Below are 26,090 nucleotides of genomic sequence, written 5' to 3'. Positions count from 1 at the left end.
TTTTTGATTACGTAAGAATATACAATTTCAACTATCGTCCTTTTTTAGATGGTCCTTAATCCTGTAAGATTGGCCGACAATATTGACGACAGTCGCATGGTGTAAAAGCCGATCCAGGATTTTTTAGATGGTCCTTAATCCTGTAAGATTGGCCGACAATATTGACGACAGTCGCATGGTGTAAAAGCCGATCCAGGATGGCATTGGCAATTTTAGTATTCTGAAATATGCCATCCCACTCTTTAAAGCTCATATTTGTCGTTAAGATGGTGCTTTTCTTTTCATATCTTAAATCAATAAGTTGAAAGAATAACTTAGCGTCTTCCTTATCAATAGGTAAATAGCCAAGTTCATCTATAATTAAGAGTCGATATTTTCCGTAATGTTTTAAACGAGCTTCTAAGCGATTTTCGAGCTTCGCTCGTTTCAGGTTTACGATTAAGTCATGGCACTTAATAAAGTACGTACTTGTCCTCTTTTTAGCCGCTGCGATACCGATAGAAGTAGCTAGATGTGTGTGATAGTCCTTTGACGCCTCACCCAATTACACGCCCTTTTCTTGAATAATTCTCGTATAAACGTCATTTTTTTTAATATATTTAATAGCAACTATCCTTTGAGGTGAATGCTATGAAACGAGTGGTCATGTATCTTAGAAAATCACGTGCTGACTTAGAAGCAGAGGCTCGTGGTGAAGGAGAAACATTAACAAAGCATAAAAAGACGCTACTTAAGGTTGCCGAGCAACAAAATTTAGAGATTATAAAAATTAGACAGGAAATTGTTTCTGGCGAAAGCCTCATCCATCGCCCCGAAATGTTAGAGCTCCTAAAAGAAGTCGAAGAGAAAAAATTTGATGCTGTTCTGGTAATGGATATAAACAGACTTGGACGCAGTGTCATGTACCCTCTCCACTAGCACGTGGAACCGTAAATCCTTTGGCTGGATTAATCACATGTATGAAGTGCGGTAAAAAAATGGCTCGTCGTCCTTATTCAAAACAAAATGACCATATTATTTGTACGAATCAACAATGCAATTGACACCCATCTAACCATTGTGGAAAATAAGCTCTTAGCTGCATTAAAAAAATGGCTTTGTTACTATGAAGCTCAATGGTACAAAACAAGTGTTGAATTTCAATACTGATGATATGATTATAATAAAAAAACAGGCTATGCTGAACCTTACAGAAAATCATCTTCATGAATTATTAGAGCGTGATGTTTATACAGAAGCTATCTTTCTAGAACGCTTTCAACTATTATCAGATCAAAATGGATGAAAACCTTCAGAGCATACGGAAGGTAGAGCTAGAAACAACAATTGACGAACAAAAACAGAACCAACCACATGTAAGTTTCATTCCAAAATTCAAGCATATATTAAAGGTTTATAGTGAATTATCTGATCCGAAAAAAAAGAATCAATGATTAAAATCCGTACTTGAAAAAGCTGAATACAAAAAAGAAAAGCATCAAAGGAGAGACCAATTCGAGTTAGTCCTATACCCTAAGTTTCCTAGAAATCTTAATAAAACAAATGATTAAGCTGAGGGTGTACCAAAAAAGGAGCCGTTATATGAAAGATGACTACACATATAGAACAGGACAATTATTAAACATTTTAGGCGTTTCAAGAGACACTCTAAGATACTATGAAGAGCAAGGTATTTTAAAACCTAATCAAACAAAATCAAACAATTATAGGCAATACGATTATTATGATTTATATACGATTATGGTTGCTGACTTTTATAAAAAAAGGAATTTTTCAATAAAAGAAATCAAAAGATTACAAGACGGTTTTGAAACCGATGACCTTATCAATGTATTAGACAAAAAAGAAAAAGAACTTAATGAAAGTATCCGCTTAAGTGAAATGAAGCTTAAGAAAATTAAGGAGACAAAACAATTTTGTGAAAAAATAAGTAGACATTTAAATCAATTTTCCATTAAGAATTTCCCTTTATACCGAATAAAGGGGGAAATTTCTGATTTTGATGCATTTCTTGAGTATCCTATTCTATTAGAGAAAATAGATTTAAACATGGAAGATATTTTAAGTAATATGGTTAGAAAATTCTCTTTCAATGAAAATGGAATTATAGATACCCATATTTATATCGTTGAAGAAGAGGAAACAAAGGATCAAGCAAAAACGACAAATACGCTAGACTATCAAACATGTATTTATACGATTGTAGAGGATAAAAGAAGGAATGGAGATCACTCTGATATCAAAGATTCTATTTTCACTTCTACTATACAATGGGCAAAAGAGAAAGGAATGTTACTTAAAGGGTGTGCGTTTGCAAATACTCGTCTTATTACATACCTTGACCATCAAGAAAGAGTTTTTTTAGAGATTTTTATTCCAATAGAAGAATCATAAAAGAATGTTTTTTAACCTATTGACCTGGGGGTAACACCATAGTTTAACGTTGAAACCAATAGACGACTTCAAAAGTTGTTCCGTTGGTTTTAGTATTTTTAAAGCATAGAGGGGGAAATTCCAGGTTGAGACCGTTATTAAAGAAGTATATTTTTTGGACCTATGTGTTATTTTTCGTTTTTATTATTTTAATAGGATTTACTATGTTACTGTTAAAAAATCAGTTCATATCTGAACTATTGATTGTATTATCTGCTTGGACATCTACAATTGTTTTTTTATGCCTGTTTCAAAAATGGTATCCTCATTGTAATCGAAAAGACTTTATTAAAAGCCTCTTCCAACAAAAAATAAATATGATGTTGATTATTTGGATTATTTTGCTTCAATGTACCCTTTTCATCATCACTATTGCTACTATTAAAATGATATGGAACGTACCGATTTTCGAGTTAATAGAAACTTCATGGACAACCCTCCTTATCATGTTTGGTTACAATTTGATTCTTGGACCACTGGGAGAAGAATTAGGTTGGAGAGGATTTCTCTTTAATGAATTAAGAAAAGATTTTAATCTAGTAAAATCGGCTATAATCGTTGGGGTAGCTTGGGGATTTTGGCATGCGCCATTATGGCTTATAGCATCTGATCTAACAGGCGTCCAGCTGCTACAATATATCATCTATTTTCTGATTTCAATTATTTCTGTATCCATTATCATATCCGTATTTTATAGTTTGAATCATAACCTTTTAATTCCTATTCTGATTCATCAGCTTTTCAATTATTTTATGGCTATTCAAACAGGGTACATACTACATATCCTCCCGATAACCTCTTTTTTCTATTTACTATTAGCCGTTCTATTAATCATCATCCATCACAAGAAATGTTTTGATAAAAGGACGTAACACTGCTGGTGGGGAATTCATTCCCCACTATAGGTTATGTTTTAAAAATTATCTATCTTGATATTTCTATTCGTATTTAAATTTACTTGAATATAATTTCTAAGACATATAAAACTCCCTTTAAGGTAAAACAGATTTTTAATCTGTCTATCTTAAGGGAGCATATCAAATCTTACCCACTAATCTTCATATGTTAAATTTTTTTAACCGGTACTACCTGTTCCTTTACCTTGACTTTGTTTATAAAATTCGTGAAATAATTTCATTAGGGCTCTCTTTTCAATTCTAGACACATAGCTCCTCGATATCCCTAAATCCTTTGCTATTTCTCTTTGAGTTCGTTCCTCTTCTAGGTCTAATCCAAACCGTCCTACAATCACTTCTTTTTCTCTTGAATCAAGAACATGGATATATTCATATATTTGTTTCTTCTCCATTTTTGTTTGGATTACATCAACAATATCATCACTATCTTCTTGCAATACATCAATTAGGCTGATTTCATTCCCCTCTTTATCTGTGCCGATCGGATCATGCAGAGATACATCTTTTTTTACCTTCTTTAAGGCTCTAAGGTGCATGAGTATTTCATTTTCTATACACCTCGCCGCATAGGTTGCCAGCTTTGTGCCTTTTCCTTCTGAAAAGCTTTCGATCGCTTTAATTAAACCAATCGTCCCAATCGAAATTAAATCCTCTGTATCCTCTCGAGTGTTCTCGAACTTCTTCACAATATGTGCTACTAGCCTTAAATTATGTTCAATTAACTTATTACGCGCCTCTTCATCACCCTGCTGCATTAAGACAAGGTATTTTTTTTCCTCTTCTTTTTTTAAAGGCTGAGGAAACGCATTGTTTTTTACATAAGAAACGAAAACAACAATCTCTTTCACAAAATAAGATACAGCCACTAATAATCCAGACATTGTCTCACCTCCAAGTCTCATTCTTTTATAATTATGTCGAACTAGGCTTGATTGTGTCTGTACGGATTAAATTCTTTTCACCAACGGAAAGGCAACTTCTTTACAAACCAATTAAAATGCTTAAAAGACCATTAAAACATTTTTTCCCAGCATGTGTATAGAAAATCTATAGATGGTTAATCTACTGGTCAGGGGGGTGAATGAAATGGCTCAAAATAATAATCCGTCTAAAACAAACGCTCAAGAGGTAAGAAAACAAAACCAAGCTTCTCAACAAGGACAAAGCCAGCAAACTGAATTTGCTAGCGAAACAGATGCCCAAGAAGTGAGAAAGCAAAACCAACAATCTCAATCTCAAAAAAATCAATAATAAAAATGGAGAAGGTGCACCTAGATGCGCCTTCTCCTTTTATACTAGCTTATTACTACTCCCTAAATAAAGGTAACGGATCAGCGAGCGTTTTCCAATTACTTTTCATCTCAGCATCTGTAAGTACGCATTCCTGAAGAGAGCTCGCTATTTGCTCATGTGACATAGAGACACCGATTAATACCAATTCCGTTAGTCGATCTCCATATTGATGATCCCAGGTTTGCCTCAATTTCTCGTCTTCTATTAGTAAACTTTCTCTTTCTTCCAATGGATAAGTCGCTACCCAATTTCCAGCTCCACTAATGGTCACATTCATACCCGCTTGGGAAAGCAGCCCTACTTCTTCATTTCTAGATGCTAACCAAAAGAAGCCCTTAGCACGAACCACCTCTGTTGGCCAATTTTCTAACCAATTCATAAATCTAGTAGGATGAAAGGGTTTTTTACTTTTAAATACGAACGAAGATATGCGATATTCTTCTGTTTCTGGGACATGCTCCTCATTTAATTCTTTTATCCAGCCTGCCGATTGACTCGCTTTTTCGAATTGAAAAGAACGGGTATTTAAAATGTTTTCTAAAGGCACTTGAGAATAGGTAGTTTCGATGATTTCGGCTTCTGCATTGAGCTTACGCATAAAGCTCTTTAAAAGCTGTAAGCTAGCTTTATCAATCATTTCTGCTTTATTTAACAATATAACATTAGCAAATTCAATCTGGTCTACTAATAAATCGACAACCTCTCTTTCATCCTCTTCACTAACAGCTTGCTTCCGTTCAATCAATGAGTCTCCAGAAGAATAATGCTCCCAAAAATGTTCAGCATCGACTACGGTGACCATTGTATCTAAGCGGCACTTTTTGGATAAATCGACTCCTAGCTCCTCATCCATATATGTAAAGGTTTGAGCCACTGGAATAGGCTCACTTATCCCTGAAGATTCTATGACGATATAATCAAAATAGTTTTCATCTACTAACTTTTCCACCTCCAATAATAAATCCTCTCGAAGAGTACAACAAATACATCCATTTTGGAGCTCGACTAATTTTTCGTCACTTCTAATGACTCCATGCTTTTTAATCATTTGGCTATCGATATTAATTTCACTCATGTCATTAACAATAACCGCTATTTTTAAATGTTCTTTTTGATGTAAAATATGTTGTAGTAAAGTTGTTTTCCCCGAACCTAGATAACCACTCAAAACCGTAACAGGTATATTCATTTTAAATCCCCGCCCTTTAATCGTAATTATTACGCTTTATGATATCTCTTCTTCATCTCGTTGTCAATTTAAAGAAACTGGGGTAAATACTATGAATGACTCCATACATGATAGGTCATCAGCTCTTCGCTCCCCAAGTCACTACGCGGCCGGTGGGGTAGCGCCGAACTAACTTTTTTAAAAGTGAATATCGGCAAGGCCACTTCATCTCACTAGAGTCCTGACTTGTGTCCGCTAGCTTTTATATAAAATCTAAAAATTCAATACATGAACTATTTAAAATCATCTTTGGTGCAATCCTCTTTCCTAACTTTTTTCTCTAAGAAAGTAAGGAACAGAAGTGATGCTTTTTATTGAAGGTTCCGTTTCATTAGTAATATGTATATATTTCTCTGCTTCCCGGGCATCCATCCAAATGACTTCATCAATTTCTTCTGGTCTAGAAATATGGAGAGTCCCTCCTGTTATTTCTCCTCTAAAAGTAAAGAAAATAGCATGATGTCCTCTATCTTCGAAAAAGGCTTCCCCTATAGAAAAAATCCCCTTAACCTTAACATCCAATCCTGTTTCTTCCTTTACTTCACGGATAGCTGCCTCTTCCAGAGTTTCTCCACTCTCAACAGCTCCTCCTGGAAGCGTATAATAAGAAGTATCTTCCCCCTATTTTTAACCAATAGTACCTTCTCATTTTTTTCATCACAAAGAAGCACATAGGTCACATCCACTCGTTTCACTTTTAACCCTCCTAATCGTACCCATTCTTTTTTTTACCTTTTTACTTCATCCGTTGTAAGAAACTTGTAGCCTAATATCATAAAGCTTAATCATTTTAAATCCGTTTCGTTAGTCGAAAATACATTAATTCTTACTATTTAAGCTCAATGATAATAATTTACCAAAAACTACATATAGAATACTACTTTTAATAGTTCTTTATTTTACCATTTTAATCATACATGCTTATACTGAAATAAAAAAAGATATCGATATGTTTCTCGATACCTTCAAGTGTTTGTTTATTTTTTATCAGGGTTTATTCTACTCTTTAATTCCAGCTCTTCTCCAAATTCAGTTTGCATATTCCCAAAGTGGTGCATGTCTGAATGTTTTTTGAATACATGGTTCAATAAATAACGGTGATAAAAATATTCTCCACCTGCGATAATGAGTGCTGCCCAAAATGAATAAGCCATTATTGAAATGGGACTATTTGAAATCAAATCTGCAATAACGGCAATTCCAATCCAAGCTAATGCAAAGTCACTCACTGTCGCCCATATATTCCTAATTTTAGGCATGATAAATAGATCACCTACGAAAGCTACAAGAGATAAAATCGTACTTATCGTCAAAATTTTTCCAAAGCTAAAATGAGCAAATAGTCCAAACACTAAAGCAATCACCAATGTAATCATAACCCACTTCATTAGAAATGCTTTTAGATACATCTTTTCTCCCTTCTTTCTGAGCTTTTTTCCTGCTCATTTTAGGGTTTGATTTAAAGAAAACTCTTATTCAGGCTTATTAAAAAGTAAGTAATAAAGAATTAAACATATTTACCGTAATCAGGAATAGCTATCTCATTAAAATGTTCTATTAGCTCATCCAAACCTTGCTTTAATTTATCCCCTTTTATTGGAACTCCATGACCTGTAATAGCTAGCTTAGGATTTAATCGTTGAAGCTTTTTTACAGATTCATAAGCCAGTGGCCAGTCTGTAGTAAAATATCTTGGTGGACCACTCATTTCCTCCTTTTGTACGAAAGTCTTAAACAATGAATCCTGTCTTACTGTAATAAAACTATCTCCTACAATTAAAGCCCCATCTCGCTTTCTAAACAAAGAAATATGGCCTGGTGAATGGCCTGGAGTATGCAGCCATTGAAATTCACTCAAAAAAGGAACGGTTCCTTCCTCTAACACATGAACATGAGTTGATAAATGAATAGGTTCATTTGGAAAGAAACCAGCTAGTTTAGCGACTAAACCTCCTTCTACTGTTGAATCAGGCTCTTCGTACGCTTTTTCGCCTGTTAAATAAGGGATTTCTTTCTCATGAGCAAATACTGGGACATCCCAATATTCGATCAGTTCAATAATGGAGCCTACATGTTCAAAATGACCATGAGTCAAAATAATCGCTTTTGGTTTAGATTGTTCTCCATAAATAAATTGAGCTGTTTTAATAATTTCTTTGGAGCTTTTTGGTAATCCACTATCAATTAGTACAAATTCTTCTTCCTCTCTTCCTCCAATAAATACGATATTCACAATATGATTGGTATAACAAAACAGATCATCGCTGATTTCAAGGATTTTCCCATCTTTAATGGATGTTATGGGTAAAACCTTATAATCTTGTCCATAAAACATATTATGTTCCATTATGTGTAATCCTTTCACCTTTATATTTACTTTTAGTATGGTGTAACGTTTGCTATTTCATGTAATAACAGCAATAAAACTTCACTAGTTGGACATGATAAAAAAGGATTACTATTAGTCAAATTTTAAATGAAGGTAGGTAAATAGGGATGTATTATTATAAAGAAGAATTGATTAACATCATTAAGCCAGATCAACCAGACCCAGCGGCAGCAAAGGTTTTACAAGAAACGTTAGGTGGACAATTTGGTGAAATGAGAACGATGATGCAGTATTTCTTTCAAAGCTCTAACTTCCGTGGTAAAGATAAAAAATATCGAGATCTTTTAAGAGGGGTTTTCTTAGAGGAAATTGCCCATGTAGAGCTTGTACAAAGCACGATTAATGCATTGCTTGATGAATCTGGAGGGCAAGGGGTTGGAAATGTTGCACAAGATCAAGCTCCTCTCGATGATGCGGTTTTACATGCAAACCCTCACCATTTTATTGCTGCTGCTCAATCCTCACTTCCAGTAGATGCAGGAGGAAACCCATGGAACGGTTCTTGGGTTTATAACCACGGTAACTTAATTGCAGATTTACTAAATAATGTGGTGCTAGAATCTACGGGCGTTCTCGAAAAAACAAGAATTTATGAAATGAGCTCTAACCAATCTTTACGAGAAACACTAGGATTTTTAATCGTTCGTGATAATGCTCATCAAAACGCTTTTGCAAAAGCTCTTGAAACGCTAGGGGTAGATTGGGCGAAAACATTCCCTGTTCCCAATTATGATATTAATAAATATCCTGAATGCAAAAAATTTGTAGACATGGGCTACCATAACACCCAATTTAATTTCCGTTTAGACGAAACCAAAATAGCGGACATATTTAGTGGCCAAACTCCAAGTCGAAATGGAGGAGAGTTGACCGTAACTCCACCACCTGCAGGATTTCCGGTACCTGAACTACCTGAAATCGCCAATGAACACAGCCCCGGCTTAAAAGACTTAAATCACTAATGTAGTGAATTTCATCATTGCTCTATAAGTGAATAAAACCAAACATTCATTAGAAAAATGTATTGAATGTTTGCGAATTTACTCGTTGATTGAAACGGTAGGTAGTGACTCCCAAAGGATCGGCGCAGTGTGAATATCCACTCTGACGACGCTCTTTGTAGTCAGAGTTAGCTGAAGACAAGCCCTTGGGAAAGCATCTACCTAAAGTGAAAATCAAAAACCAAATCGTTCGATTTTTATTATAAAATTGTACTGAATGTTTATGAATCATCTTGTTGATTGTAACGGAGGTAGTGACTCCCAAAGGATTAGCGCAGTGTGAAGATCCACTCTGACGACGCTCTTTGTAGTCAGAGTTAGCTGAAGACAAGCCCTTGGGAAAGCATCTACCTAAAGTGAAAATCAAAAACCTAATCGTTCGATTTTCATTATAAAATATGAATGATGAAATGGATTCAATTATAGCTAATGATGATAAACCTTTATAAAAACATACTAAGATTAGTGGGTGGAATCGAGTAATGATTCTACCCACATAATGTTTATCCTCGCTTTAAATTTTTTTCAATGAGAAAAGTTATGCTGAAATATATAAAAGTTTTACATGAAGATATTTTGATTACTTTTATGTAAGGGATGCCTTGGACGAACAGCTTTGTACCATTGATAGCAAAAAATGATGATGATGAACATATCTATGGTATCTCCACCGTAATACATAAGCATAGAACCTTTTTCGCTATCGATTACGCTTATCCCCTTTAGAGAATGTGCATATAAATATTTTGATAATATTCCATGTCCCGCAATAGCCAAAATTAAGAAAATGGCACGAGTTTTAAAAGAAACCCTATGATAAATAGGCTCGATATAAAGGAGCGAGCTAGTAAATAAGTACCCTACTAAAAAGGTGTGAGTATGAATTAAATGATACAACATCATGCTTTCATGTATGTAATGATACAAGCTAGTCGTATACAGTAGCCATAAACCTCCGATATTGATTATGGTTGCATACATTGGATGGGTTATGAGCCTTGCTAGCTTGCTTTGAAAGATTTTCATTATTCTTCTTGCTGTAGATACCTTTATCGTTTTAAGTAATAAGGTCACTGGTGCAGCTAACACCCATAATAATGGTGCTAACATTCCTAAAAATAGATGAGCTAACATATGATAAGTAAAGCTTTGATGGGCACGCTCTGCTAAAGGTCCTACAAAAGAAAACAGTACCAAAAAGATACCTATTACCCAACATAATAACCGATAACGAGGCCACTTTTTATTTCTTTTATTTGTTATCAAAACAGCCAGTATATAACCAAATAGCAGAAATCCAAGCAAACAGGAAACAAGAATAGATGGAATATGTGGAATGTTATTAGGCATGTGATTCATTAATTTTCCTTGTTTTTATATTATTTTTCATTAAGATAAATCCTATTACAATCATTATAATAGCTAATATATTCCAAACCCAATCATAGATGTGGACATTATCTACATAACGGATTTGATGAATTTTCATGATTTTATGTTGAACAGTCCCATCATACAATTGAAACCCACCAGCACCTAATAACACACCTCCCCACCACTTAGATGCTTTCCAACTACTTTTCCTTTTTAAATCTGCATAAATAAACAACCCGCCAATCGTTGCGAACCAACTAAATGCATGAAGAAGACCATCAGAAATGAGACCTATATCAGTGGTCGCTTGATCATAAAAATGATGCCACCGTAGAAGCTGATGAAACAGTACTTCATCTACAAATGCAGCTAACCCAACTCCAAAAAGAACTCCCGACCAAATATTTCGCTTTGTCATTATTAACTATTCCTTTCTTTTTGTAACATAGAATAAAAACCATGATTTGTTTAAAATCATGGTTTCATTTTCTTGAACTATGACAATTAATGTGTAGGAGGAGCTTGATTGAAAGAATTTGAATTGTTTTGATTATTCATTGTAGTGGCTCCATATCCATTTAGCATATTCATCATATCCTGTTGAGGAAGTTGAGGAACTTGATAATATCCATGCTTATTTTGATATAAAGAAATTTCATAAGCAAGCTCAATGCAATTTGGTACCGAATCAGCAATGACACGTCTAACAACAGGGTTTGTTACTTCCATAGCCGCCTGCGCTTTTAAACCACCACTTGCTTTTATAGCATTAAGCATCATTTGAGATAGATTTTGATCGTTTAATTCAGTAGTAGATTTCACTGGTTTTTGAGGCTGTGTACTTGGTTTTGTCCCGTAGATAAAATCATGATTTTGCTGCATCATGTAAGCCTCGGTATGCTTCATTGGGTCCTTCCCAGTCTTAAAGCAATCTAAGGTAATATTATATTCATCACTCATGAACTGTATTTGTCTTTCACAAATACTTAAAAGCTCTGAATCCTGGATATGGCCTTTAGCAACCGTATATATATTGATTGTATTTATGGCTGCCGCAAGCACTTCATGTACATCAAACATTTCATGTCCACCATGATTCAATGCACTTGGAATAGCACCTGTATTCATATTTTGTTGACTTTCTGGCTGTTGAAATTGCATATTGTATATTTCCTCCTTTAAAATTCATCCCATTTAGTATTAGTCATTTATGTCTCCTTATACCTCTTATTAAATATTGCTTCTAAGAATTTACCATGATTATTTTAATCAGAAGAAAGTAATATTATAAGAAACACAGTTGAGAAAAGCAGCTGTCATTTAAGGAGGAATGATATGAAAGCAGTTACTTATCAAGGCAAACACTCTGTGGCCGTTAAAAAAGTAAGTACCCCTAAAATACAGGAACGTGAAGATATTATTATTAAAGTAACCTCTACAGCGATATGTGGTTCAGATCTTCATTTATACCAAGGAAATCTCCCTTTACCTGTTGATTATATTATTGGTCATGAGCCTATGGGAATTGTAGAAGAGGTCGGACCTGATGTAACGAGAGTAAAAAAAGGTGATCGTGTCGTTATTCCTTTTACGGTTGCCTGTGGAACCTGTCATTATTGTCAGCATGATTTAGAAAGTCAGTGTGATCGATCTAATCCACATTATGATTCTGGAGGCTATTTTGGTTATTCAGAAAAATATGGAAATCATCCAGGAGGACAAGCGGAGTATTTGAGAGTTCCTTTTGGTAATTATACCCCCTTTGTTATTCCAAAAGAGTGTGAACTAGAAGACGAATCCCTGTTATTTCTATCTGATGTCCTTCCGACTGCTTATTGGAGTGTTGAAAATGCAGGAGTGAAAAAGGGTGATTCCGTCATTATATTAGGCTGTGGTCCTATCGGTTTGATGGCCCAAAAATTCGCTTGGTTAAAAGGGGCTGAAAGGGTGATTGCAGTAGATTATATTGAAAATCGCCTTAATTACTCCAAGCATATTAATAAAACCGAGATTTATAATTTTACACACTTTGATGATATGGGGGAAGAATTAAAAGAATTAACTAAAGGTGGAGCTGACATAGTTATTGATTGCGTTGGTATGGATGGGAAAAAATCACCTGTTGAGTGGGTGGAACAAAAACTTAAGCTACAAGGTGGAACATTGGGTCCTATTCAAATAGCGACCAAGGCTGTAAGAAAAGGTGGAACCTTGCAGATCACTGGTGTATACGGTGGGTTATATAACATGTTTCCTCTAGGACCGTTTTTTATGAGAAACATTAATATAAAAATGGGGCAAGCACCAGCTCGTCACTTTATGCCTTACTTGTATGAACAAATTACGAAGGGCTCATTAGATCCCACTCAAATCATCACCCATTCTCTTCCTCTTGAAGAAGCCTCACATGGCTATCACATTTTTAACAATAAAGAAGATGATTGTATTAAAGTCATTCTAAAGCCATAGATATTCCTTTAACTTAGTATGGTAAGAAGCAGCGATCACTCCTACAGTGGTCGCTCTTTTTGTTTGTTTTATTTTTGTGGAATCTCCCTAAAAAAAGAAACCTATATCAATTCTTTAACGTATAATATACATCTCAACATTTTTATTTCACAAAATACGGAGGCGATTTACAATGTTAGATACCTTTTCTATTGCCGGAATAATCATTCCTTTTTTCTTTATAATCGTAATTGTAATCATTTTATGGGCCGTTATAAAAGAATTCAAACAGTGGACTTATAATAATCAACAACCTCTTCAGACTGTATCGGCAAAGGTACTAACGAAAAGAATGGAGCATCGCACATCAGGAAATGATCACCATATTAGCTCTTCAACTTTATATTATGCAACTTTTGATTTAGAGGATCAAAGTCGATTAGAATGTAGGGTTTCTGGAAAAGAATATGGGCAATTAGCAGAAGGCGATCTTGGCTATTTAACTCATAAAGGAACAAGGTTCAAAGTTTTTGAATTAAAAAAATCGACAGGCGATCATCCTCTTTAAAACCCCAAAATAGAGAAATCACAAAAGACATCCATTCTAATGAATGATGTCTTTTGTATTTATAAATATTAGCTAGTTTTGGCTATAAAACTATTGGCCGATTGATTTTCCTCGTTCGTCAGCCTCATAATTAATTTACTTAACAATCGAGTTCTTTCCAACAAGCTTGGAATATCTAAATACTCCTTTTCACTATGAGCATTTCCGCCAACAGGACCTAGACCATCAATGGTTGGAATGCCGAGGGCTGCTGTAAAAGAAGCATCAGAGCCCCCTCCTGTTTTTGTATCCTTAATTTCTATACCAATTTCCTTGCCAACCTGCTGTACAATTTCGAATAAAGCGCTAATTTGCTGGTTTTTAATCATAGGTGGGCGACTAATATCACCACTCAAATCAATTTTTGTTCCTATTACATCAGAAGTCGAACAAACCTCTTCAATTTTATGCTCTAATTCTTCAATTTGCTCTAAGGTAGAGACACGCACATCAATATGGCCAATTGCATGAGCAGAAATCGTATTCACTGCATCGCCGCCCTCTATCATTCCAACATTGACCGATATGCCATGCTCATAGTCATTTAAGGCATGAAGTTTAACTATTTTTAAAGCCAACTCCTGTATAGCACTTCTACCCTTTTCGGGTTCAATTCCTGAATGGGCTGCCTTACCTTGAATCTCCATTACATAATGACCATTTCCTCTTCTTTCTGTCACTAACGATCCATCTTTCCTAGCCGGCTCCATAATTAATGCGTAACGAATACCCTTTTTAGCTTCTTCTTCAATAATTCGACGAGAGCTTGGTGAACCTATTTCCTCATCACTATTAAGAATAATTTTCACATGCTGTAAAGCCTTATTTCGTTGGTTTTTTAAATCCTTCAAAGCATATATCAAAGAAACTAAGCTAGCTTTCATATCAATCACACCTGGTCCAAATGCTTTTGAACCTTTTACAGAAAATGGCCTTAGCGAAGCCGTTCCCTTCTCAAAAACAGTATCCATATGAGCCACAATTAAAATCTCTGGGTCACTAACTTTCGGATGCTGGATAACAAGGTGATTCCCATAAACATCCTGTTCCTTTGTTTCAATAGAATATCCCAATTCGGTAAAATACGGCTTAAGTATATTCGCTAATTGATCAATCCCTACTTTATCATAGGAGCCACTATCCGTATTGACTAGTCTCTCTAAAAGTCTTAACATCTCTAATTCTTTCTTCCTAACGTCCATCTTGCTTCCCCTCATCATCTTTTAAATAAGATTCATACTATTAAGATATGCGTATTCCTTTATAATTGTAGCGGACTTTTCATATTTTACAAGCGGAATTAACTGAATTTTCTAATGAAGCGACTTATTCCATTATTTAAATTTAAACATAAACTAAAGTCATTTAAAAAAGAAACAGCCTTTGGATTGCTGTACTATCCTTCTAAATCTGTTTATACTGTTAGTATGAAAAAGAGGGAGTGAAAAGCTTAATGATGAAATTCATTGATAACCAAAACATAACAGATCCTAGAATCAATTTAGCGATAGAAGAATATGCCTTAAAAAATCTTGATCCAGAACATACATATTTATTATTTTATGTAAATGAACCTTCCATTATTATTGGCAAAAATCAAAATACGATTGAAGAAATCAATATTGATTATGTTAATGAAAATGATTTACATGTTGTTCGTCGATTATCAGGTGGTGGAGCTGTTTACCATGATTTAGGTAACCTTAATTTTAGTTTTATTACTAAGGACGACGGAAATTCTTTTCATAATTTCAAGAAATTCACTGAGCCTGTTGTACAAGCATTGAATGAATTAGGGGTTGAAGCAAAATTAAGCGGGCGAAATGACTTACATGTCGGCGAAAGAAAAATTTCTGGGAATGCTCAATTTTCTACTAAGGGTAGAATGTTTAGTCATGGCACACTAATGCTTTCTTCCGAAATAGAGAATGTTGTGTCTGCACTTAAGGTAAAGGACGAAAAAATACGCTCAAAGGGGATTAAATCTATCCGCAGTCGCGTAGCAAATATAGAAGAATTTTTAAACCAGCCCTTATCGGTAGATGAATTAAAGTCTAAGTTAATCCAATCTATTTTTGGTTCCTCTGAGAACATACCAAAGGTTGATTTAACAGAAAAGGACTGGGAAGAAATTGATAAAATTTCTGAAAAACGTTATCGCAATTGGGATTGGAATTATGGAAAGTCTCCTGCATTTGATTTGCAACGTTCTCAGCGCTTCTCAGTTGGTTCAATTGATATACGTCTTAATGTCAAAAAAGGCAAGATTACAGACTGCAAAATTTTCGGAGATTTTTTTGGTGTGGGCGATGTAGCTGAGCTTGAACAAAGGCTAATTGGAGTCAAGCATGAAAAAGAAGCGCTGAATCAATTATTTTCTAATGTGAACATTTCACATTATTTTGGTGCCCTCTCGAAAGAAGAGCTCCTAAGTCTATTCTATTAATCAAAAAAATGAGCGATTCAACGGATGAATCGCTCCAATGGGGGAGAGTAGAGAGAACATTTTTGGAAGCTAGGTCGTTGACCTTTCCTGTTCTTAATATATCGTATAACGAAAGAAAATCCATCTGTTTTGTAACATATTCTTACAGGGAATTCTTGAATCACCATTTTTTTGATTGTAGTTTGTTACTTTTTTAAGCTTAGCACCGAACTAGGAATGATTATTGATTTAAAGAGGTTGAGTTGAAACACTATAGATGATACAGGAGGAAGGCTTCAGCTCTGGGCACCCCCACCTTCCTTTAATTTGTTTGGAACCATACATATGAATAAAGAATTCTACAGATGTTAGGTGTTTGTTAGCTTACGAATTCCATAAAGACATTTAACAGGTCCCTTTCTAATCAAAAAAGGAAGGGGCTGTTTTGTCGGTGTATGCACTTAGAACACACCATTTCAATTGATAAAACTAATCGGCAAATAAAGGAATTCTTTAGAATTCCTTTAAGAAATCCATTACATTACATATCTTATAATGAAAACCGAACAATTTGGTTTTTAATTTTCACTTTAGGTAGATGCTTTCCCAAGGGCTTGTCTTCAGCTAACTCTGACTACGCAGAGCTTCGCCAGAGTGGATCTTCAGACTGCGCTGATCCTGAGTCACTACCTACCGTTTCAATCAAGAAGTTAATTCACAAACGTTTGAAACATATTTCACAAGAAATGTTCGGTTTTATTTGTTTATAGAGCAATTATGAAATTCACTCAACTAATATAAGAATTTAAAGATTATATTAATCATCAGGAGGTAAGTATGACATATCCCACAGTCGAGGTATTAACCCAAAAGCTTGTTCATCATGTTCCTTCCGTTTTAGGGCAAGATTCCAATCTAAATGCAGCGATTATCTTACCTATTATAGAAACCGAGCAGGGTTTATCTCTTTTATTTGAAGTTCGTGCCTATTCACTGAGAAGTCAGCCTGGTGAAATTTGCTTCCCAGGTGGACGTATTGATACAGATGATACTTCAAGTGAACAAGCTGCTTTAAGAGAAATGAATGAGGAAGTAGGTATTTCTTCAAAAGAGGTTATTAAGGTATTTCCACTAGATTATATCGTTCACCATACTCGCGGAATAATCTATCCATTTGTAGCCATAATCAAGCCTACTGCAGCTATCACCATCAATAAAGAGGAAGTCGATCATGTATTTACTATTCCGCTTGATTTTCTATACGATTATAACGTTCAAACACATCAAATCGAAATGACTATTTCTGACAATAACGATTTTCCATTTCATAAGATTGCAAACGGTGACGCTTATCGAAATCGCCGAATGATTCTTGAAGAATACTTTTACTATTTTAAAGACTATGCCATTTGGGGATTAACCGCTAAAATATTACATCATTTTTTAAACTTAACAAAATAGCTTTGGAGAATCATTATACTGAAAAAGTACAATCATTCTCCTCTCACTTTCACTATTGAGCTAAATCTTTTTCAGGCTTTTTTTTTGGTAAAAATAGTACAAATAATAAGCTAATGACCGCTAATACGCCGATCATAGAAAATAATAGCAAGTAACCACTTGATAACCCCTGTTGAATGATTCCTTGTTCAAAAGCTGATATAGTAGTTTCTTCCCCTCCTTCTAAAAGAGAGCTGATCGAATCAAGTGATGGCTCAATGCTTAATTGATCCTGATTACTTTCTAAAGAGCGCTTTATTTGAAAATTAAGTAACCCCCCTAAAAAAGCAACACCCACACTTCCACCAAGCTGCCTCATAAATAAATTTAATGAAGTCGCTTCTCCTCTTAATTTCCAAGGAACGTTTGATTGAATCATGACGATAAAAGTGGTTGTCATAAAGCCCATACCCATTCCAATAAAAAAGGACCCAAACCCTGCTAAAAGTGGGTACGGAAGAAAATGTAACAAAGAATACCAGGCAGAACCAATTACAAAAGAAATACCTCCTATTAAAGCGGTTTTGCGGAAACCTAATTTGATCATTAATTTACCTGCAATCATTGCTGACAGTGGCCATCCTATCGAAATGACCGTTAAAGTTAACCCTGCAACTAATGGAGTCGCTAATAAAGCCCCTTGTACAAAGGTCGGTAAAAAACTAGAGATCGCTAAAAGAACGGCTCCAGTAGTAAAAGATGCGATGTTAGACACCCAAACTTCCTTTTCTCTCCAAAGTGATAATGTCATAATGGGTTCTTTTGCTCGTTTCTCTTGCCGTAAAAACAAACCAAAACTGAGACATGATATTAAAATTAATATCCAAAAAATAGGTTCTTTCCAACTCCAGCTGATCCCTGTTTGAATAAATAAAAGCATGACTGGTAGTATCGCTGTTAGCAATAAGATAGCACCTGAATAATCAATTTGTCGCTTCTCTTTTGTAACTGGTTCTTTTAAATAAACTAAGATTAAGATAACGGCCATAATTCCTAGAGGAATGTTTACCCAAAACACCCATGCCCAATGAAAATAAGATACAATCAAGGCTCCTAACAAAGGCCCTGCTACAGCAGAAATTCCCCAAACACTAGAAAGATAGCCTTGGATATTCGCTCTTTCTTCTTTCGTATATATATCTCCAACAATTGTGGTAGCCATTGGTTGAACGGCACCTGCACCTAGCCCTTGAACTAATCGAGCAATAATGAGCATTTCCATAGAAGTTGAAAATCCACATAATAAGGAGCCTACTAAGAAAAAAAACATACCAATCGAAAAGATAATTTTTCTCCCATACATATCTGAAAGCTTTCCATATATCGGAATCGTCATCACTTGCATTAATAAATAAGCTGAGAAGACCCAACTAAATAAAGAAAAACCACCTAAATCAGCGACTATTCCGGGCATTACGGTTGCAACAATAGTGGCTTCTACTGCCGATACAAACATGGCTAACATAATAGCAAATAATATAAAAGGACGTTTATTCTGTTTCATTTTTTCTCCTGTATTTTTCATAAGTTTCATAGATGTAATGATTCATGTCTCTTCATTTTACCATAAATGGCATAGTCGATTTAATAATTTCAGAGTTTAATTTTTGTCGTCACTCTGTATGTGATATTAAAAGGTTGAAAATCAAAATTACCACTATCTGAAGTTACTAATATAGGAACCTCTATATCATTTGCCATCAAAGTGTCGGTATCATTTTCACCATTTTAGCCATCTACTAGTATTTTTATATAATCATCAGAGTATAATATGTAAGATTACTAAATCCTCTTAATACATTCAAAGATATTGGTTCTTCAGACTCTATTAAATACTCCTTATATTCTTCGGGAGTCATAATTGAATATTTTCCATCTGCAGACACATTAAAAGCAAAAAACAAAAAGACTAGACTGAAAATGAAAAAAATGAACATTTAGACAATTTAAATTAAATTTAACAATAATAAGATAGCATAAAAAATAATATCTATTATTTATTTGTTTACTTGTTTACCCTTTATTTCTTTAGAATGAATCATTTTCATCATTCATAACTAATAATGAAAACCGAACGATTTGGTTTTTGATTTTCACTTTAGGTAGATGCTTTCCCAAGGGCTTGTCTTCAGCTAACTCTGACTATGCAGAGCGTCGTCAGAGTGGATCTTCACACTGCGCTCTTTGGGAGTCACTACCTACCGTTTCAATCAAGAATTAAATTCGCAAACGTTTTAAAACATATTTCATAAGAAACGTTCGGTTTTATTCGTTTATAGAGCAATTCTGAAATCCACTCCGAATACAAATTTTAATAGCTTTTGCTCATTATATCGATAAAGCTTTCGTTTAAACAAGTAACGCTTTTAGACCTTGATCAAGTACAATGGTATGAGACACTGATTGATAAGAGTGTAAAGATTTTAATGATAATGAAGAGTTAAATTTAGATGAATTTGAATTAGAGGCTATACAAAGAGAGTATGGTATAGAAGTAATTAATAAATAGGTGAAATTCAACCTTTGTTGTGGCATACCGTTGGAAGTGTTGGTGGTAGGTATGTAGTAAAAGTTGGAAATAGAACGTTTACAAAACAAGCACCTGAAAAAGCAAGAAATGCTCTAAAATTTTTCAATCCTACAAATATACCTATTGGTATTGGTCAAACTGTAGCCTTACAAAACAGTAGTATGAATCATATTCTTACAATCACCATCCCTTATATGGAACAGGAACTATAAGAAAATCATCTGTCCACTTTAACCTTTCTGTTATAATGTACGTGCAAAAGTAATTTCAATAATCAATTTCAATAAATGTAAAAATAAGAGATAATGGTTAATCAAATAATAGATGTTAGGATAGATGGACAACCGTATTCATTAATTATAAATAATTGGAGAGTAAATACTTTTTACCCTCGTATATAGAATGAAGTTATGAATGGAGTACTTTATGGTAAATATAATTACTTACATTGAAAAGAAAACTATAGATTCTTTTTTCTTCACTCAAACAAGCTCTAGAGATTATTTTATTTCATTGAATAATAGTTTATCTGTTCAAGTGGCTAATAAAAGTTTAGAAAAAAATAAAGGACATAAGTTGGATGGTGTTGTATTTATTGAAATATCAAATCATACAATTACGAGCTTTATGGATTGGGATGATATCGATTTTATGTGGATTGGCATTCTAGAAATGATTTTGGATTATAAAAAGACAGGTTTCGGAGTCCGTAGTATGGCTATGAATAGCCATGAGTGGAGTTTCAAAAGAATCCTTACAAAACCCGAGAATAAGATAATAATTAAAGTGAAAAGAAACCCATTGCTATTTGAAGGAACAAACCTTTATGAAACTTACAAAGAGACGAAAATGGTTACTGTTGAAAAAGTATTTTTAACTGAAATAATTAAAGCAGCTAAAGATTTTATTTCTTTTAGAGAAAAATTAATTAAAATGGATAGTCTAAGCAGATTAAAAGCATTAATATTTGAAATAAATGCTAACTAACTGGAAGAAGCCAAGTATTTATATCCCTTGGCTCTTATTATTTTTTATAATTGAATAATTAAATAAGATGATATTCGTTTAAACTAAAAACGGTTAATACGTTGTTAGGGGTGAATATAATAACCTGAATGTGCGATACTTCTGTCTAAAAAAACCAAGCTTCAAAATGGAAGCTCGGCTCTATCATCTGTATTCTTAATCAATTAATCTCGCTCTAATAACTGAGTTAACGCCCTTTTGGAAGTAAAATGGCATGTACAAGCTAGGAGTAACATAGCAAAAACCCCCAAAACTAAAATAGAATCAACCCCATTATTTTTGCCTTCTAAAGGAATAATAATGCCTAAAAACATAAAAAAACTTAACGAAACAAAAATAAAACTAAACCGTTGATAATCTTCTATTTTTCTTTGAAGTTCTAATTCTACTTTATCTTTCATTTTCTTCCCTCCTATTCACATCTATCATTTTATCATGAGATAGTACGGGCAATTTTATGAAAGCAGAGGAAAAGAAGGATAAATAAACCAGTTTAAAGACTTAATTTTTCCACCATTAGTAAAACTTGTTTAGCTGAATGCACACTAGCTTTTTGTAAAAATTGATCATAGCTCAATTTAGCATCTTGTCCTGCAATATCTGATAACGCTCGAATGATGACAAATGGGATTTTAAATTGATAGCAAACTTGAGCAATCGCACCTGCTTCCATCTCCGCACATTCTGGATGATTAAACAATCTTTTTAGTTCTTCTACTTTTTCATGGTCACTCATAAAAGAATCCCCAGACAAAATTAAGCCTGATACTGAGTCAATGCCGACTTCTTGTGCAGCCTCTAATGCTATTGTGACTAAATTCGGGTCAGGTAAGTATGCTGCAGGCATTTGCGGAACTTGTCCAAATTCATAACCAAAAACGGTCGCATCCACATCGTTATAACGAACCTCTTCAGAAATTACAATATCTCCCACTTTAAGAGCTGGATTAAAACCACCAGCTGATCCAGTGTTTATTATTTTAGTTGGCTTAAATAACTGAATAAGTAAGGTTGTACCGATTGCCGCATTCACTTTACCAATGCCAGACCTTAATAATACGACTTCTACTTCCTCAATGAACCCTTTATAAAAAGAACAGCCAGCAACAGTCATTTCTTCTCGGTTTGTAAGCTTACTTTTTAATAATTCTACCTCTTCTGTCATTGCTCCAATAATACCAATTGTCAATTCATTTACCACCTTTAATCAATCTTTTCTTTAATATCTATTACAGTATACACATTTTTGAGAAGACAAGCATCTGTTACCATCTTTTCAATTCTGCTAGATGTGGATAGATGATAAACCAGCTAATAGAAATCTATAATTTAGACATAAATACTCAGCTCTTCTCTGACCGCAAAAGCTCTGATATTTAATTAGAGGGTTTGCCATCAAGCATGCCTCATAAAGGTTGCTTTTTCTATAATAAAACGAAAATAAGTGAAAAAGAGAATACTCTCCATTTCACTTATTTATGATAGAAGCTAGTCAAGGCCTAGTTGCTGTAATTATGATATTTTGTATGGATTTTCTTGAAGCTGTTCTTTCTCTACTGGTAACCAGCCTTGACCTTCAATAAATTCAATCGTAATTCGATAAGGTTCATTCTGCTCTGTCAAACTACTAACTACACCTACAGCTCGATTAGAAGCTCCTCCATTTTCAAGGCGCCATATAATGATGTCCTCTAATCCTGTTGCATATTTCAAAGCAACCTCCATCTCTTGCCAATTGACGCTCTCACGATTAAAGTCATGGTGAAACTCTCCACTTTGTCTCGTCCCAATTGGCTGCCACTTTCCATCTTCGACAGGCTCCAACAACTCGAGCTCCTCTTCATTAGCTTCCTCTTCTTCTCCTTGCTCATCCTCGTCTTCTTCCCGAAGCTCTTCTCCCTCATCTCCGTTGTTAGAGGTTTGGTTCGGAATTTGATCATTCGAAGAATTATTATTTTCTTCATCAAGCTCACTTTCAATGAGCTCAGATTCTAATTCTTCTGAAGCTATTTCCCCCTCCTGCTCTTCATCACTTACAGCGCTCTCTCCGTCTGACCAAAAAATCTGATACGCTACTACTACTATTAATAAAACAACAAGCGCAATCGATATATTATAGATACTTCCTTTTAATCGCTCTTTCTTTCTTGTATTCGTTCTTGTCGATCTTTGCATAAAAAGACTCCTCTCTCATCAAACGATTAGGTTCTTCTCTTTTTATTATAACGAAATAAGGTCCATCAATCGTCCAACCATTTAATCATTTTTCTATTATCCTTTTCGCTGCCTATAACAAATAGAAAACAGACTGTTAGAATCACTATCAGCCTGTTCCCCCATTGTTTATTAGCTAATTTCTAAAATTTCAAGCTCCATATCACCTGCTGGTGTATTCACCACTACTTTATCATGAACCGTTTTTCCTAATAAACTTTTAGCCATTGGAGAATCATTTGAAATTTTTCCTTCAGCTGGATCTGATTCTGCACTACCTACTATCGTATACTCTTCTTCATCCCCATCTGGTAATTCGATGAATCGAACCGTCTTACCAAGCGTGACAACGTTCCCACTTCCCTCTTCTTCTTCAATCATCACAGCATTTCTAATCATTTTTTCGATTTGAGCAATTCTACCTTCAACAAATGCTTGCTCTTCTTTTGCTGAATCGTACTCTGAGTTCTCAGATAAATCCCCGAAGCTTCTTGCTATTTTAATACGCTCTACTACTTCTTTTCGGCGTTCTGTTTTTAGATATTCTAATTCCTCTTCTAATTTTCGTTTTCCATCCTCAGTCATATAATGCTTTTTTTCTTCAGCCATTAGATTCACTCCTCAATATAATCATTGTTAAATTATTGCATTCATGTTCTTCAGTCATTAGTTCGTAAAGTAGATCGAGTTTTGGCAATTAAATGTATACATGACCATCGACAACCAAATGTATCCGCTTTACTCTATTTTTACTCTAACTTACTTTTAAAGAAGCAAGGTTGGAAAAACCAACCTCGCTTTACTTATCCTATTACAAAATGACTTTTTCTTCAATAATTGTGCGTATCTTTGTTGCCATTAAATCAACCGCGACTCTATTTTGCCCACCCTCAGGTACAATTATATCTGCATAACGCTTAGTTGGCTCAACAAACTGTAGATGCATAGGTCTAACAATGGACGTATACTGCTCAATTACAGAGTCTAAAGAACGCCCCCGTTCCTTTGTATCGCGTGCTAAACGCCTAATAATCCTTAAATCAGCATCCGTGTCAACGAATAATTTTATATCCATCATATCACGTAGACGCTCATCTTCCAAAATTAAGATACCTTCGATAATAATCACATCTTTTGGAGTAATATCAATGGTATTCTTAGCGCGTGTATGCCTTTTATAATCATAAACCGGTTTTTGAATGGACTCCCTCTTTACAAGCTTTTCTAAATGATATAATAACAGATCATTGTCAAAAGCTAAAGGATGATCGTAATTCGTTTGCAATCGCTCCTCAAAAGGTAAATGATCTTGATTCTTATAATATGCATCTTGCTCAATCAATACAATTGATTTCTCATTAAACTGACAAAAAATTTCATTAGCAACAGTCGTCTTGCCTGAGGCTGTTCCACCTGCTACTCCTATAATTATTGGCTTCGTCATAATTAAACCTCTTTACGCATCATATTTTGTGGATATACATGATGATTAACTTTGAATTTTACAATCTGTAAAGGATGCCTAGCTGCATCGAGTTCATTTCCTTTTTCATCCCAAATTGTATCCACCTTTTGAACAAAATTCCCAATTTGAGGACCAAAAAACTCGACTTCATCCCCTTTTTTAAAATAGTTTCGCTGTTGCAGTGTGACTATTTTTGATTTCTCATCGTATTCTAGAACAAGTCCAGAAAAATCATAGCTCGTTCTCTTTGGATGCTTTCCAAACATTTGCTCTTTATAGGTAGGCATACCTTCAAAAAACTGCGGTGCGAAATCGCGATTGGCACATTTTTCTAATTCATCTAACCAACTTTTTTTAATTTTAAAGTCATCTGGGTTTTCACAGTAAGCATCAATGACCTTTCGATATACACTTGTAACTGTTGCTACATAGTGAATCGACTTCATTCTACCTTCGACCTTCAAACTGTCAATTCCTGCTTCAATGAGCTTCGGAATCGACTGAATTAGATTCAAATCCTTCGGACTCATTGTATAAGGAACATCTTGGTCACTTAGCCTATTTTCCTTTTCATCGACCAAATCATATTCCCATCTACAGGATTGGCAGCAACCCCCTCTATTTGAATCGCGTGCAGTCATATGGTTACTCAACACACAACGACCAGAATAGGCAATACACATAGCACCGTGTACAAATGTTTCAATTTCTATATCGACTTTCTTTTTCATTTCAAGCATTTCATTTAAGCTAACCTCTCTTGCTAAAACAACTCGGTGCAAGCCTTCCTCTTTCCAAAACTTGACTGCAAGATGATTACTTAAAGATTGTTGAGTACTTAAATGGACCTCTACCTTAGGAGCTACTCGTTTACAGGTTTCTATAATTAAAGGGTCAGCCACAATAATACCTGTTATGCCTACCTCTTGTAAACTTTCTAAATATTCCGCTAGTCCATCCATGTTTTCGTTATGTGCATAAATATTAGTGGTGACATATACTTTTGCTCCATATTGGTTAGCGAACTCTACGCCTTCTCTCATTTCTTCTTTCGTAAAATTACTAGCATTTGAACGAAGACCAAATTCCTGACCACCAATATAAACTGCATCAGCGCCATACATAATAGCAACCTTTAATTTCTCTAAACTTCCAGCTGGTGCTAATAATTCAGGTTTTTTGGTAATCTTTCTTTTTGTTTTCGAAGCTTCCACCAACTGTTGCATACAGTTCTCCTCCT

General features: G+C 34.7%; 28 protein-coding genes and 3 pseudogenes. 13 read left to right on the top strand and 18 right to left on the bottom strand.

All coding sequences use genetic code 11. The features are described 5' to 3' along the window. Positions 1-27: 27 nt before the first annotated feature. Both AZF04_RS21760 and AZF04_RS08020 read right to left on the bottom strand, forming a co-directional pair. A complete protein-coding gene (locus AZF04_RS21760) occupies positions 28-117 on the bottom strand; it encodes an ATP-binding protein (RefSeq protein WP_327020389.1) in 90 nt (29 codons plus the stop codon). A 10-nt stretch (positions 118-127) separates the two neighbouring features. Next, positions 128-517: pseudogene (locus AZF04_RS08020) on the bottom strand (ATP-binding protein); the annotation flags it as partial. A 113-nt stretch (positions 518-630) separates the two neighbouring features. Here AZF04_RS08020 and AZF04_RS08015 point away from each other — a divergent pair. From AZF04_RS08015 to AZF04_RS08000, 5 genes and pseudogenes are all read left to right on the top strand, one after another. Further along, a pseudogene (locus tag AZF04_RS08015) lies at positions 631-903 on the top strand (recombinase family protein); the annotation flags it as partial. Positions 904-938: 35 nt separating this feature from the next. Beyond that, positions 939-1,043: a hypothetical protein gene (locus AZF04_RS22035; protein ID WP_412459201.1), complete on the top strand. Its 105-nt coding sequence runs from the start codon at positions 939-941 to the stop codon at positions 1,041-1,043. 62 nt (positions 1,044-1,105) lie between these two features. Beyond that, positions 1,106-1,285, top strand: a complete 180-nt coding sequence (locus tag AZF04_RS21160; protein ID WP_061948284.1) for a hypothetical protein — start codon at positions 1,106-1,108, stop codon at positions 1,283-1,285. A gap of 296 nt (positions 1,286-1,581) precedes the next feature. Continuing rightward, positions 1,582-2,394: a MerR family transcriptional regulator gene (locus AZF04_RS08005; RefSeq protein ID WP_061948283.1), complete on the top strand. Its 813-nt coding sequence runs from the start codon at positions 1,582-1,584 to the stop codon at positions 2,392-2,394. Between the two features lie 125 nt (positions 2,395-2,519). Further along, on the top strand, positions 2,520-3,305 hold the full coding sequence (locus tag AZF04_RS08000; protein WP_061948282.1) for a CPBP family intramembrane glutamic endopeptidase: 786 nt from the start codon (positions 2,520-2,522) through the stop codon (positions 3,303-3,305). 203 nt (positions 3,306-3,508) lie between these two features. On the opposite strand, the gene sigK is transcribed toward AZF04_RS08000, so the two are convergent. After that, positions 3,509-4,231 carry an RNA polymerase sporulation sigma factor SigK gene (sigK, locus tag AZF04_RS07995; RefSeq protein WP_045485624.1) on the bottom strand — a complete coding sequence of 241 codons (723 nt, stop codon included), beginning with the start codon at positions 4,229-4,231 and terminating at the stop codon, positions 3,509-3,511. Between the two features lie 205 nt (positions 4,232-4,436). On the opposite strand from sigK, the gene AZF04_RS07990 reads away from it, so the two are divergent. After that, positions 4,437-4,601 (top strand): gamma-type small acid-soluble spore protein, encoded by a 165-nt coding sequence (locus tag AZF04_RS07990; protein WP_061948281.1) that lies wholly within the window; start codon positions 4,437-4,439, stop codon positions 4,599-4,601. A gap of 55 nt (positions 4,602-4,656) precedes the next feature. Here the strand turns inward: AZF04_RS07990 and AZF04_RS07985 are convergent, their stop codons facing one another. From AZF04_RS07985 to AZF04_RS07970, 4 genes and pseudogenes are all read right to left on the bottom strand, one after another. Further along, entirely contained in the window at positions 4,657-5,832 is a 1,176-nt protein-coding gene (locus AZF04_RS07985; protein WP_061948280.1) for a GTP-binding protein, read from the bottom strand. A gap of 306 nt (positions 5,833-6,138) precedes the next feature. Beyond that, positions 6,139-6,566, bottom strand: a pseudogene (locus AZF04_RS07980) (NUDIX hydrolase). A 282-nt stretch (positions 6,567-6,848) separates the two neighbouring features. After that, positions 6,849-7,280 carry a DUF2512 family protein gene (locus tag AZF04_RS07975; protein WP_061948279.1) on the bottom strand — a complete coding sequence of 144 codons (432 nt, stop codon included), beginning with the start codon at positions 7,278-7,280 and terminating at the stop codon, positions 6,849-6,851. A gap of 98 nt (positions 7,281-7,378) precedes the next feature. After that, positions 7,379-8,218 (bottom strand): MBL fold metallo-hydrolase, encoded by an 840-nt coding sequence (locus tag AZF04_RS07970; protein ID WP_061948278.1) that lies wholly within the window; start codon positions 8,216-8,218, stop codon positions 7,379-7,381. A 149-nt stretch (positions 8,219-8,367) separates the two neighbouring features. On the opposite strand from AZF04_RS07970, the gene AZF04_RS07965 reads away from it, so the two are divergent. Continuing rightward, positions 8,368-9,222 (top strand): manganese catalase family protein, encoded by an 855-nt coding sequence (locus AZF04_RS07965; protein WP_061948277.1) that lies wholly within the window; start codon positions 8,368-8,370, stop codon positions 9,220-9,222. 600 nt (positions 9,223-9,822) lie between these two features. Here the strand turns inward: AZF04_RS07965 and AZF04_RS07960 are convergent. From AZF04_RS07960 to AZF04_RS07950, 3 genes are all read right to left on the bottom strand, one after another. Next, entirely contained in the window at positions 9,823-10,620 is a 798-nt protein-coding gene (locus AZF04_RS07960) for a cytochrome c oxidase assembly protein (protein ID WP_061948276.1), read from the bottom strand. Next, positions 10,604-11,053: a DUF2243 domain-containing protein gene (locus AZF04_RS07955; protein ID WP_061948275.1), complete on the bottom strand. Its 450-nt coding sequence runs from the start codon at positions 11,051-11,053 to the stop codon at positions 10,604-10,606. Before AZF04_RS07955 ends, AZF04_RS07960 begins: the two co-directional genes overlap by 17 nt. A gap of 86 nt (positions 11,054-11,139) precedes the next feature. Then, a complete protein-coding gene (locus AZF04_RS07950; RefSeq protein WP_061948274.1) occupies positions 11,140-11,796 on the bottom strand; it encodes a spore coat protein in 657 nt (218 codons plus the stop codon). A 174-nt stretch (positions 11,797-11,970) separates the two neighbouring features. Between AZF04_RS07950 and AZF04_RS07945 the strand changes: the two genes are divergently transcribed. Together AZF04_RS07945 and AZF04_RS07940 are read left to right on the top strand one after the other, a co-directional pair. Then, complete coding sequence (locus tag AZF04_RS07945) at positions 11,971-13,104, top strand: zinc-dependent alcohol dehydrogenase (protein ID WP_061948273.1); 1,134 nt, start codon at positions 11,971-11,973, stop codon at positions 13,102-13,104. A 172-nt stretch (positions 13,105-13,276) separates the two neighbouring features. After that, positions 13,277-13,651, top strand: coding sequence for a DUF2500 domain-containing protein (locus tag AZF04_RS07940; RefSeq protein ID WP_061948272.1), 375 nt, complete (start codon positions 13,277-13,279; stop codon positions 13,649-13,651). Positions 13,652-13,719: 68 nt separating this feature from the next. On the opposite strand, the gene AZF04_RS07935 is transcribed toward AZF04_RS07940, so the two are convergent. Then, positions 13,720-14,892, bottom strand: coding sequence for a M20 family metallopeptidase (locus tag AZF04_RS07935; RefSeq protein WP_061948271.1), 1,173 nt, complete (start codon positions 14,890-14,892; stop codon positions 13,720-13,722). Between the two features lie 254 nt (positions 14,893-15,146). Between AZF04_RS07935 and AZF04_RS07930 the strand changes: the two genes are divergently transcribed. Together AZF04_RS07930 and AZF04_RS07925 are read left to right on the top strand one after the other, a co-directional pair. Next, a complete protein-coding gene (locus tag AZF04_RS07930; RefSeq protein WP_061948709.1) occupies positions 15,147-16,136 on the top strand; it encodes a lipoate--protein ligase in 990 nt (329 codons plus the stop codon). Positions 16,137-16,952: 816 nt separating this feature from the next. Beyond that, positions 16,953-17,576 carry an NUDIX hydrolase gene (locus tag AZF04_RS07925; RefSeq protein ID WP_061948270.1) on the top strand — a complete coding sequence of 208 codons (624 nt, stop codon included), beginning with the start codon at positions 16,953-16,955 and terminating at the stop codon, positions 17,574-17,576. Between the two features lie 52 nt (positions 17,577-17,628). On the opposite strand, the gene AZF04_RS07920 is transcribed toward AZF04_RS07925, so the two are convergent. Continuing rightward, entirely contained in the window at positions 17,629-19,119 is a 1,491-nt protein-coding gene (locus tag AZF04_RS07920) for an MDR family MFS transporter (RefSeq protein WP_082795368.1), read from the bottom strand. Between the two features lie 1,019 nt (positions 19,120-20,138). Between AZF04_RS07920 and AZF04_RS07915 the strand changes: the two genes are divergently transcribed. Together AZF04_RS07915 and AZF04_RS07910 are read left to right on the top strand one after the other, a co-directional pair. Next, positions 20,139-20,357: a hypothetical protein gene (locus AZF04_RS07915; protein WP_061948268.1), complete on the top strand. Its 219-nt coding sequence runs from the start codon at positions 20,139-20,141 to the stop codon at positions 20,355-20,357. A gap of 214 nt (positions 20,358-20,571) precedes the next feature. Beyond that, the gene (locus AZF04_RS07910; RefSeq protein WP_061948267.1) at positions 20,572-21,132 is read left to right on the top strand and encodes a hypothetical protein; all 561 of its coding nucleotides are present in this window, start codon (positions 20,572-20,574) and stop codon (positions 21,130-21,132) included. Positions 21,133-21,335: 203 nt separating this feature from the next. Here AZF04_RS07910 and AZF04_RS07905 read toward each other — a convergent pair whose 3' ends face one another. The 6 genes from AZF04_RS07905 to AZF04_RS07880 all read right to left on the bottom strand — a co-directional run bounded on the left by AZF04_RS07905 (position 21,336) and on the right by AZF04_RS07880 (position 26,076). After that, the gene (locus AZF04_RS07905; RefSeq protein ID WP_045485650.1) at positions 21,336-21,572 is read right to left on the bottom strand and encodes a YrhC family protein; all 237 of its coding nucleotides are present in this window, start codon (positions 21,570-21,572) and stop codon (positions 21,336-21,338) included. Positions 21,573-21,664: 92 nt separating this feature from the next. After that, the gene (mtnN, locus tag AZF04_RS07900; protein ID WP_061948266.1) at positions 21,665-22,360 is read right to left on the bottom strand and encodes a 5'-methylthioadenosine/S-adenosylhomocysteine nucleosidase; all 696 of its coding nucleotides are present in this window, start codon (positions 22,358-22,360) and stop codon (positions 21,665-21,667) included. 323 nt (positions 22,361-22,683) lie between these two features. After that, positions 22,684-23,346 carry a YrrS family protein gene (locus AZF04_RS07895; RefSeq protein WP_061948265.1) on the bottom strand — a complete coding sequence of 221 codons (663 nt, stop codon included), beginning with the start codon at positions 23,344-23,346 and terminating at the stop codon, positions 22,684-22,686. A 171-nt stretch (positions 23,347-23,517) separates the two neighbouring features. Further along, the gene (gene greA / locus AZF04_RS07890) at positions 23,518-23,994 is read right to left on the bottom strand and encodes a transcription elongation factor GreA (RefSeq protein WP_045485657.1); all 477 of its coding nucleotides are present in this window, start codon (positions 23,992-23,994) and stop codon (positions 23,518-23,520) included. 202 nt (positions 23,995-24,196) lie between these two features. Next, positions 24,197-24,832 (bottom strand): uridine kinase, encoded by a 636-nt coding sequence (gene udk / locus AZF04_RS07885; protein ID WP_153017234.1) that lies wholly within the window; start codon positions 24,830-24,832, stop codon positions 24,197-24,199. Further along, positions 24,832-26,076 carry a peptidase U32 family protein gene (locus AZF04_RS07880; protein ID WP_061948263.1) on the bottom strand — a complete coding sequence of 415 codons (1,245 nt, stop codon included), beginning with the start codon at positions 26,074-26,076 and terminating at the stop codon, positions 24,832-24,834. Before AZF04_RS07880 ends, udk begins: the two co-directional genes overlap by 1 nt. Positions 26,077-26,090: the final 14 nt, after the last annotated feature.

It is taken from the genome of Alkalihalobacillus trypoxylicola (genome assembly GCF_001590785.1).
Classification (GTDB): domain Bacteria; phylum Bacillota; class Bacilli; order Bacillales; family Bacillaceae_D; genus Alkalihalobacillus; species Alkalihalobacillus trypoxylicola.
Note: the sequence above shows the minus strand (reverse complement) of the source record. Positions and strands in the feature narration are given on the sequence as shown.

What these genes read in the sequence shown, in the direction of transcription:
- AZF04_RS21160 (WP_061948284.1), top strand. Translation starts at nt 1,106, where the DNA reads ATGAAGCTCAATGGTACAAAACAAGTGTTGAATTTCAATACTGATGAT.
- AZF04_RS08005 (WP_061948283.1), top strand. Translation starts at nt 1,582, where the DNA reads ATGAAAGATGACTACACATATAGAACAGGACAATTATTAAACATTTTA.
- sigK (WP_045485624.1), bottom strand. Translation starts at nt 4,231, where the DNA reads ATGTCTGGATTATTAGTGGCTGTATCTTATTTTGTGAAAGAGATTGTT.
- AZF04_RS07990 (WP_061948281.1), top strand. Translation starts at nt 4,437, where the DNA reads ATGGCTCAAAATAATAATCCGTCTAAAACAAACGCTCAAGAGGTAAGA.
- AZF04_RS07985 (WP_061948280.1), bottom strand. Translation starts at nt 5,832, where the DNA reads ATGAATATACCTGTTACGGTTTTGAGTGGTTATCTAGGTTCGGGGAAA.
- AZF04_RS07975 (WP_061948279.1), bottom strand. Translation starts at nt 7,280, where the DNA reads ATGTATCTAAAAGCATTTCTAATGAAGTGGGTTATGATTACATTGGTG.
- AZF04_RS07970 (WP_061948278.1), bottom strand. Translation starts at nt 8,218, where the DNA reads ATGGAACATAATATGTTTTATGGACAAGATTATAAGGTTTTACCCATA.
- AZF04_RS07965 (WP_061948277.1), top strand. Translation starts at nt 8,368, where the DNA reads ATGTATTATTATAAAGAAGAATTGATTAACATCATTAAGCCAGATCAA.
- AZF04_RS07960 (WP_061948276.1), bottom strand. Translation starts at nt 10,620, where the DNA reads ATGAATCACATGCCTAATAACATTCCACATATTCCATCTATTCTTGTT.
- AZF04_RS07955 (WP_061948275.1), bottom strand. Translation starts at nt 11,053, where the DNA reads ATGACAAAGCGAAATATTTGGTCGGGAGTTCTTTTTGGAGTTGGGTTA.
- AZF04_RS07950 (WP_061948274.1), bottom strand. Translation starts at nt 11,796, where the DNA reads ATGCAATTTCAACAGCCAGAAAGTCAACAAAATATGAATACAGGTGCT.
- AZF04_RS07945 (WP_061948273.1), top strand. Translation starts at nt 11,971, where the DNA reads ATGAAAGCAGTTACTTATCAAGGCAAACACTCTGTGGCCGTTAAAAAA.
- AZF04_RS07940 (WP_061948272.1), top strand. Translation starts at nt 13,277, where the DNA reads ATGTTAGATACCTTTTCTATTGCCGGAATAATCATTCCTTTTTTCTTT.
- AZF04_RS07935 (WP_061948271.1), bottom strand. Translation starts at nt 14,892, where the DNA reads ATGGACGTTAGGAAGAAAGAATTAGAGATGTTAAGACTTTTAGAGAGA.
- AZF04_RS07930 (WP_061948709.1), top strand. Translation starts at nt 15,147, where the DNA reads ATGAAATTCATTGATAACCAAAACATAACAGATCCTAGAATCAATTTA.
- AZF04_RS07925 (WP_061948270.1), top strand. Translation starts at nt 16,953, where the DNA reads ATGACATATCCCACAGTCGAGGTATTAACCCAAAAGCTTGTTCATCAT.
- AZF04_RS07920 (WP_082795368.1), bottom strand. Translation starts at nt 19,119, where the DNA reads ATGAAACAGAATAAACGTCCTTTTATATTATTTGCTATTATGTTAGCC.
- AZF04_RS07910 (WP_061948267.1), top strand. Translation starts at nt 20,572, where the DNA reads ATGGTAAATATAATTACTTACATTGAAAAGAAAACTATAGATTCTTTT.
- AZF04_RS07905 (WP_045485650.1), bottom strand. Translation starts at nt 21,572, where the DNA reads ATGAAAGATAAAGTAGAATTAGAACTTCAAAGAAAAATAGAAGATTAT.
- AZF04_RS07895 (WP_061948265.1), bottom strand. Translation starts at nt 23,346, where the DNA reads ATGCAAAGATCGACAAGAACGAATACAAGAAAGAAAGAGCGATTAAAA.
- greA (WP_045485657.1), bottom strand. Translation starts at nt 23,994, where the DNA reads ATGGCTGAAGAAAAAAAGCATTATATGACTGAGGATGGAAAACGAAAA.
- AZF04_RS07880 (WP_061948263.1), bottom strand. Translation starts at nt 26,076, where the DNA reads ATGCAACAGTTGGTGGAAGCTTCGAAAACAAAAAGAAAGATTACCAAA.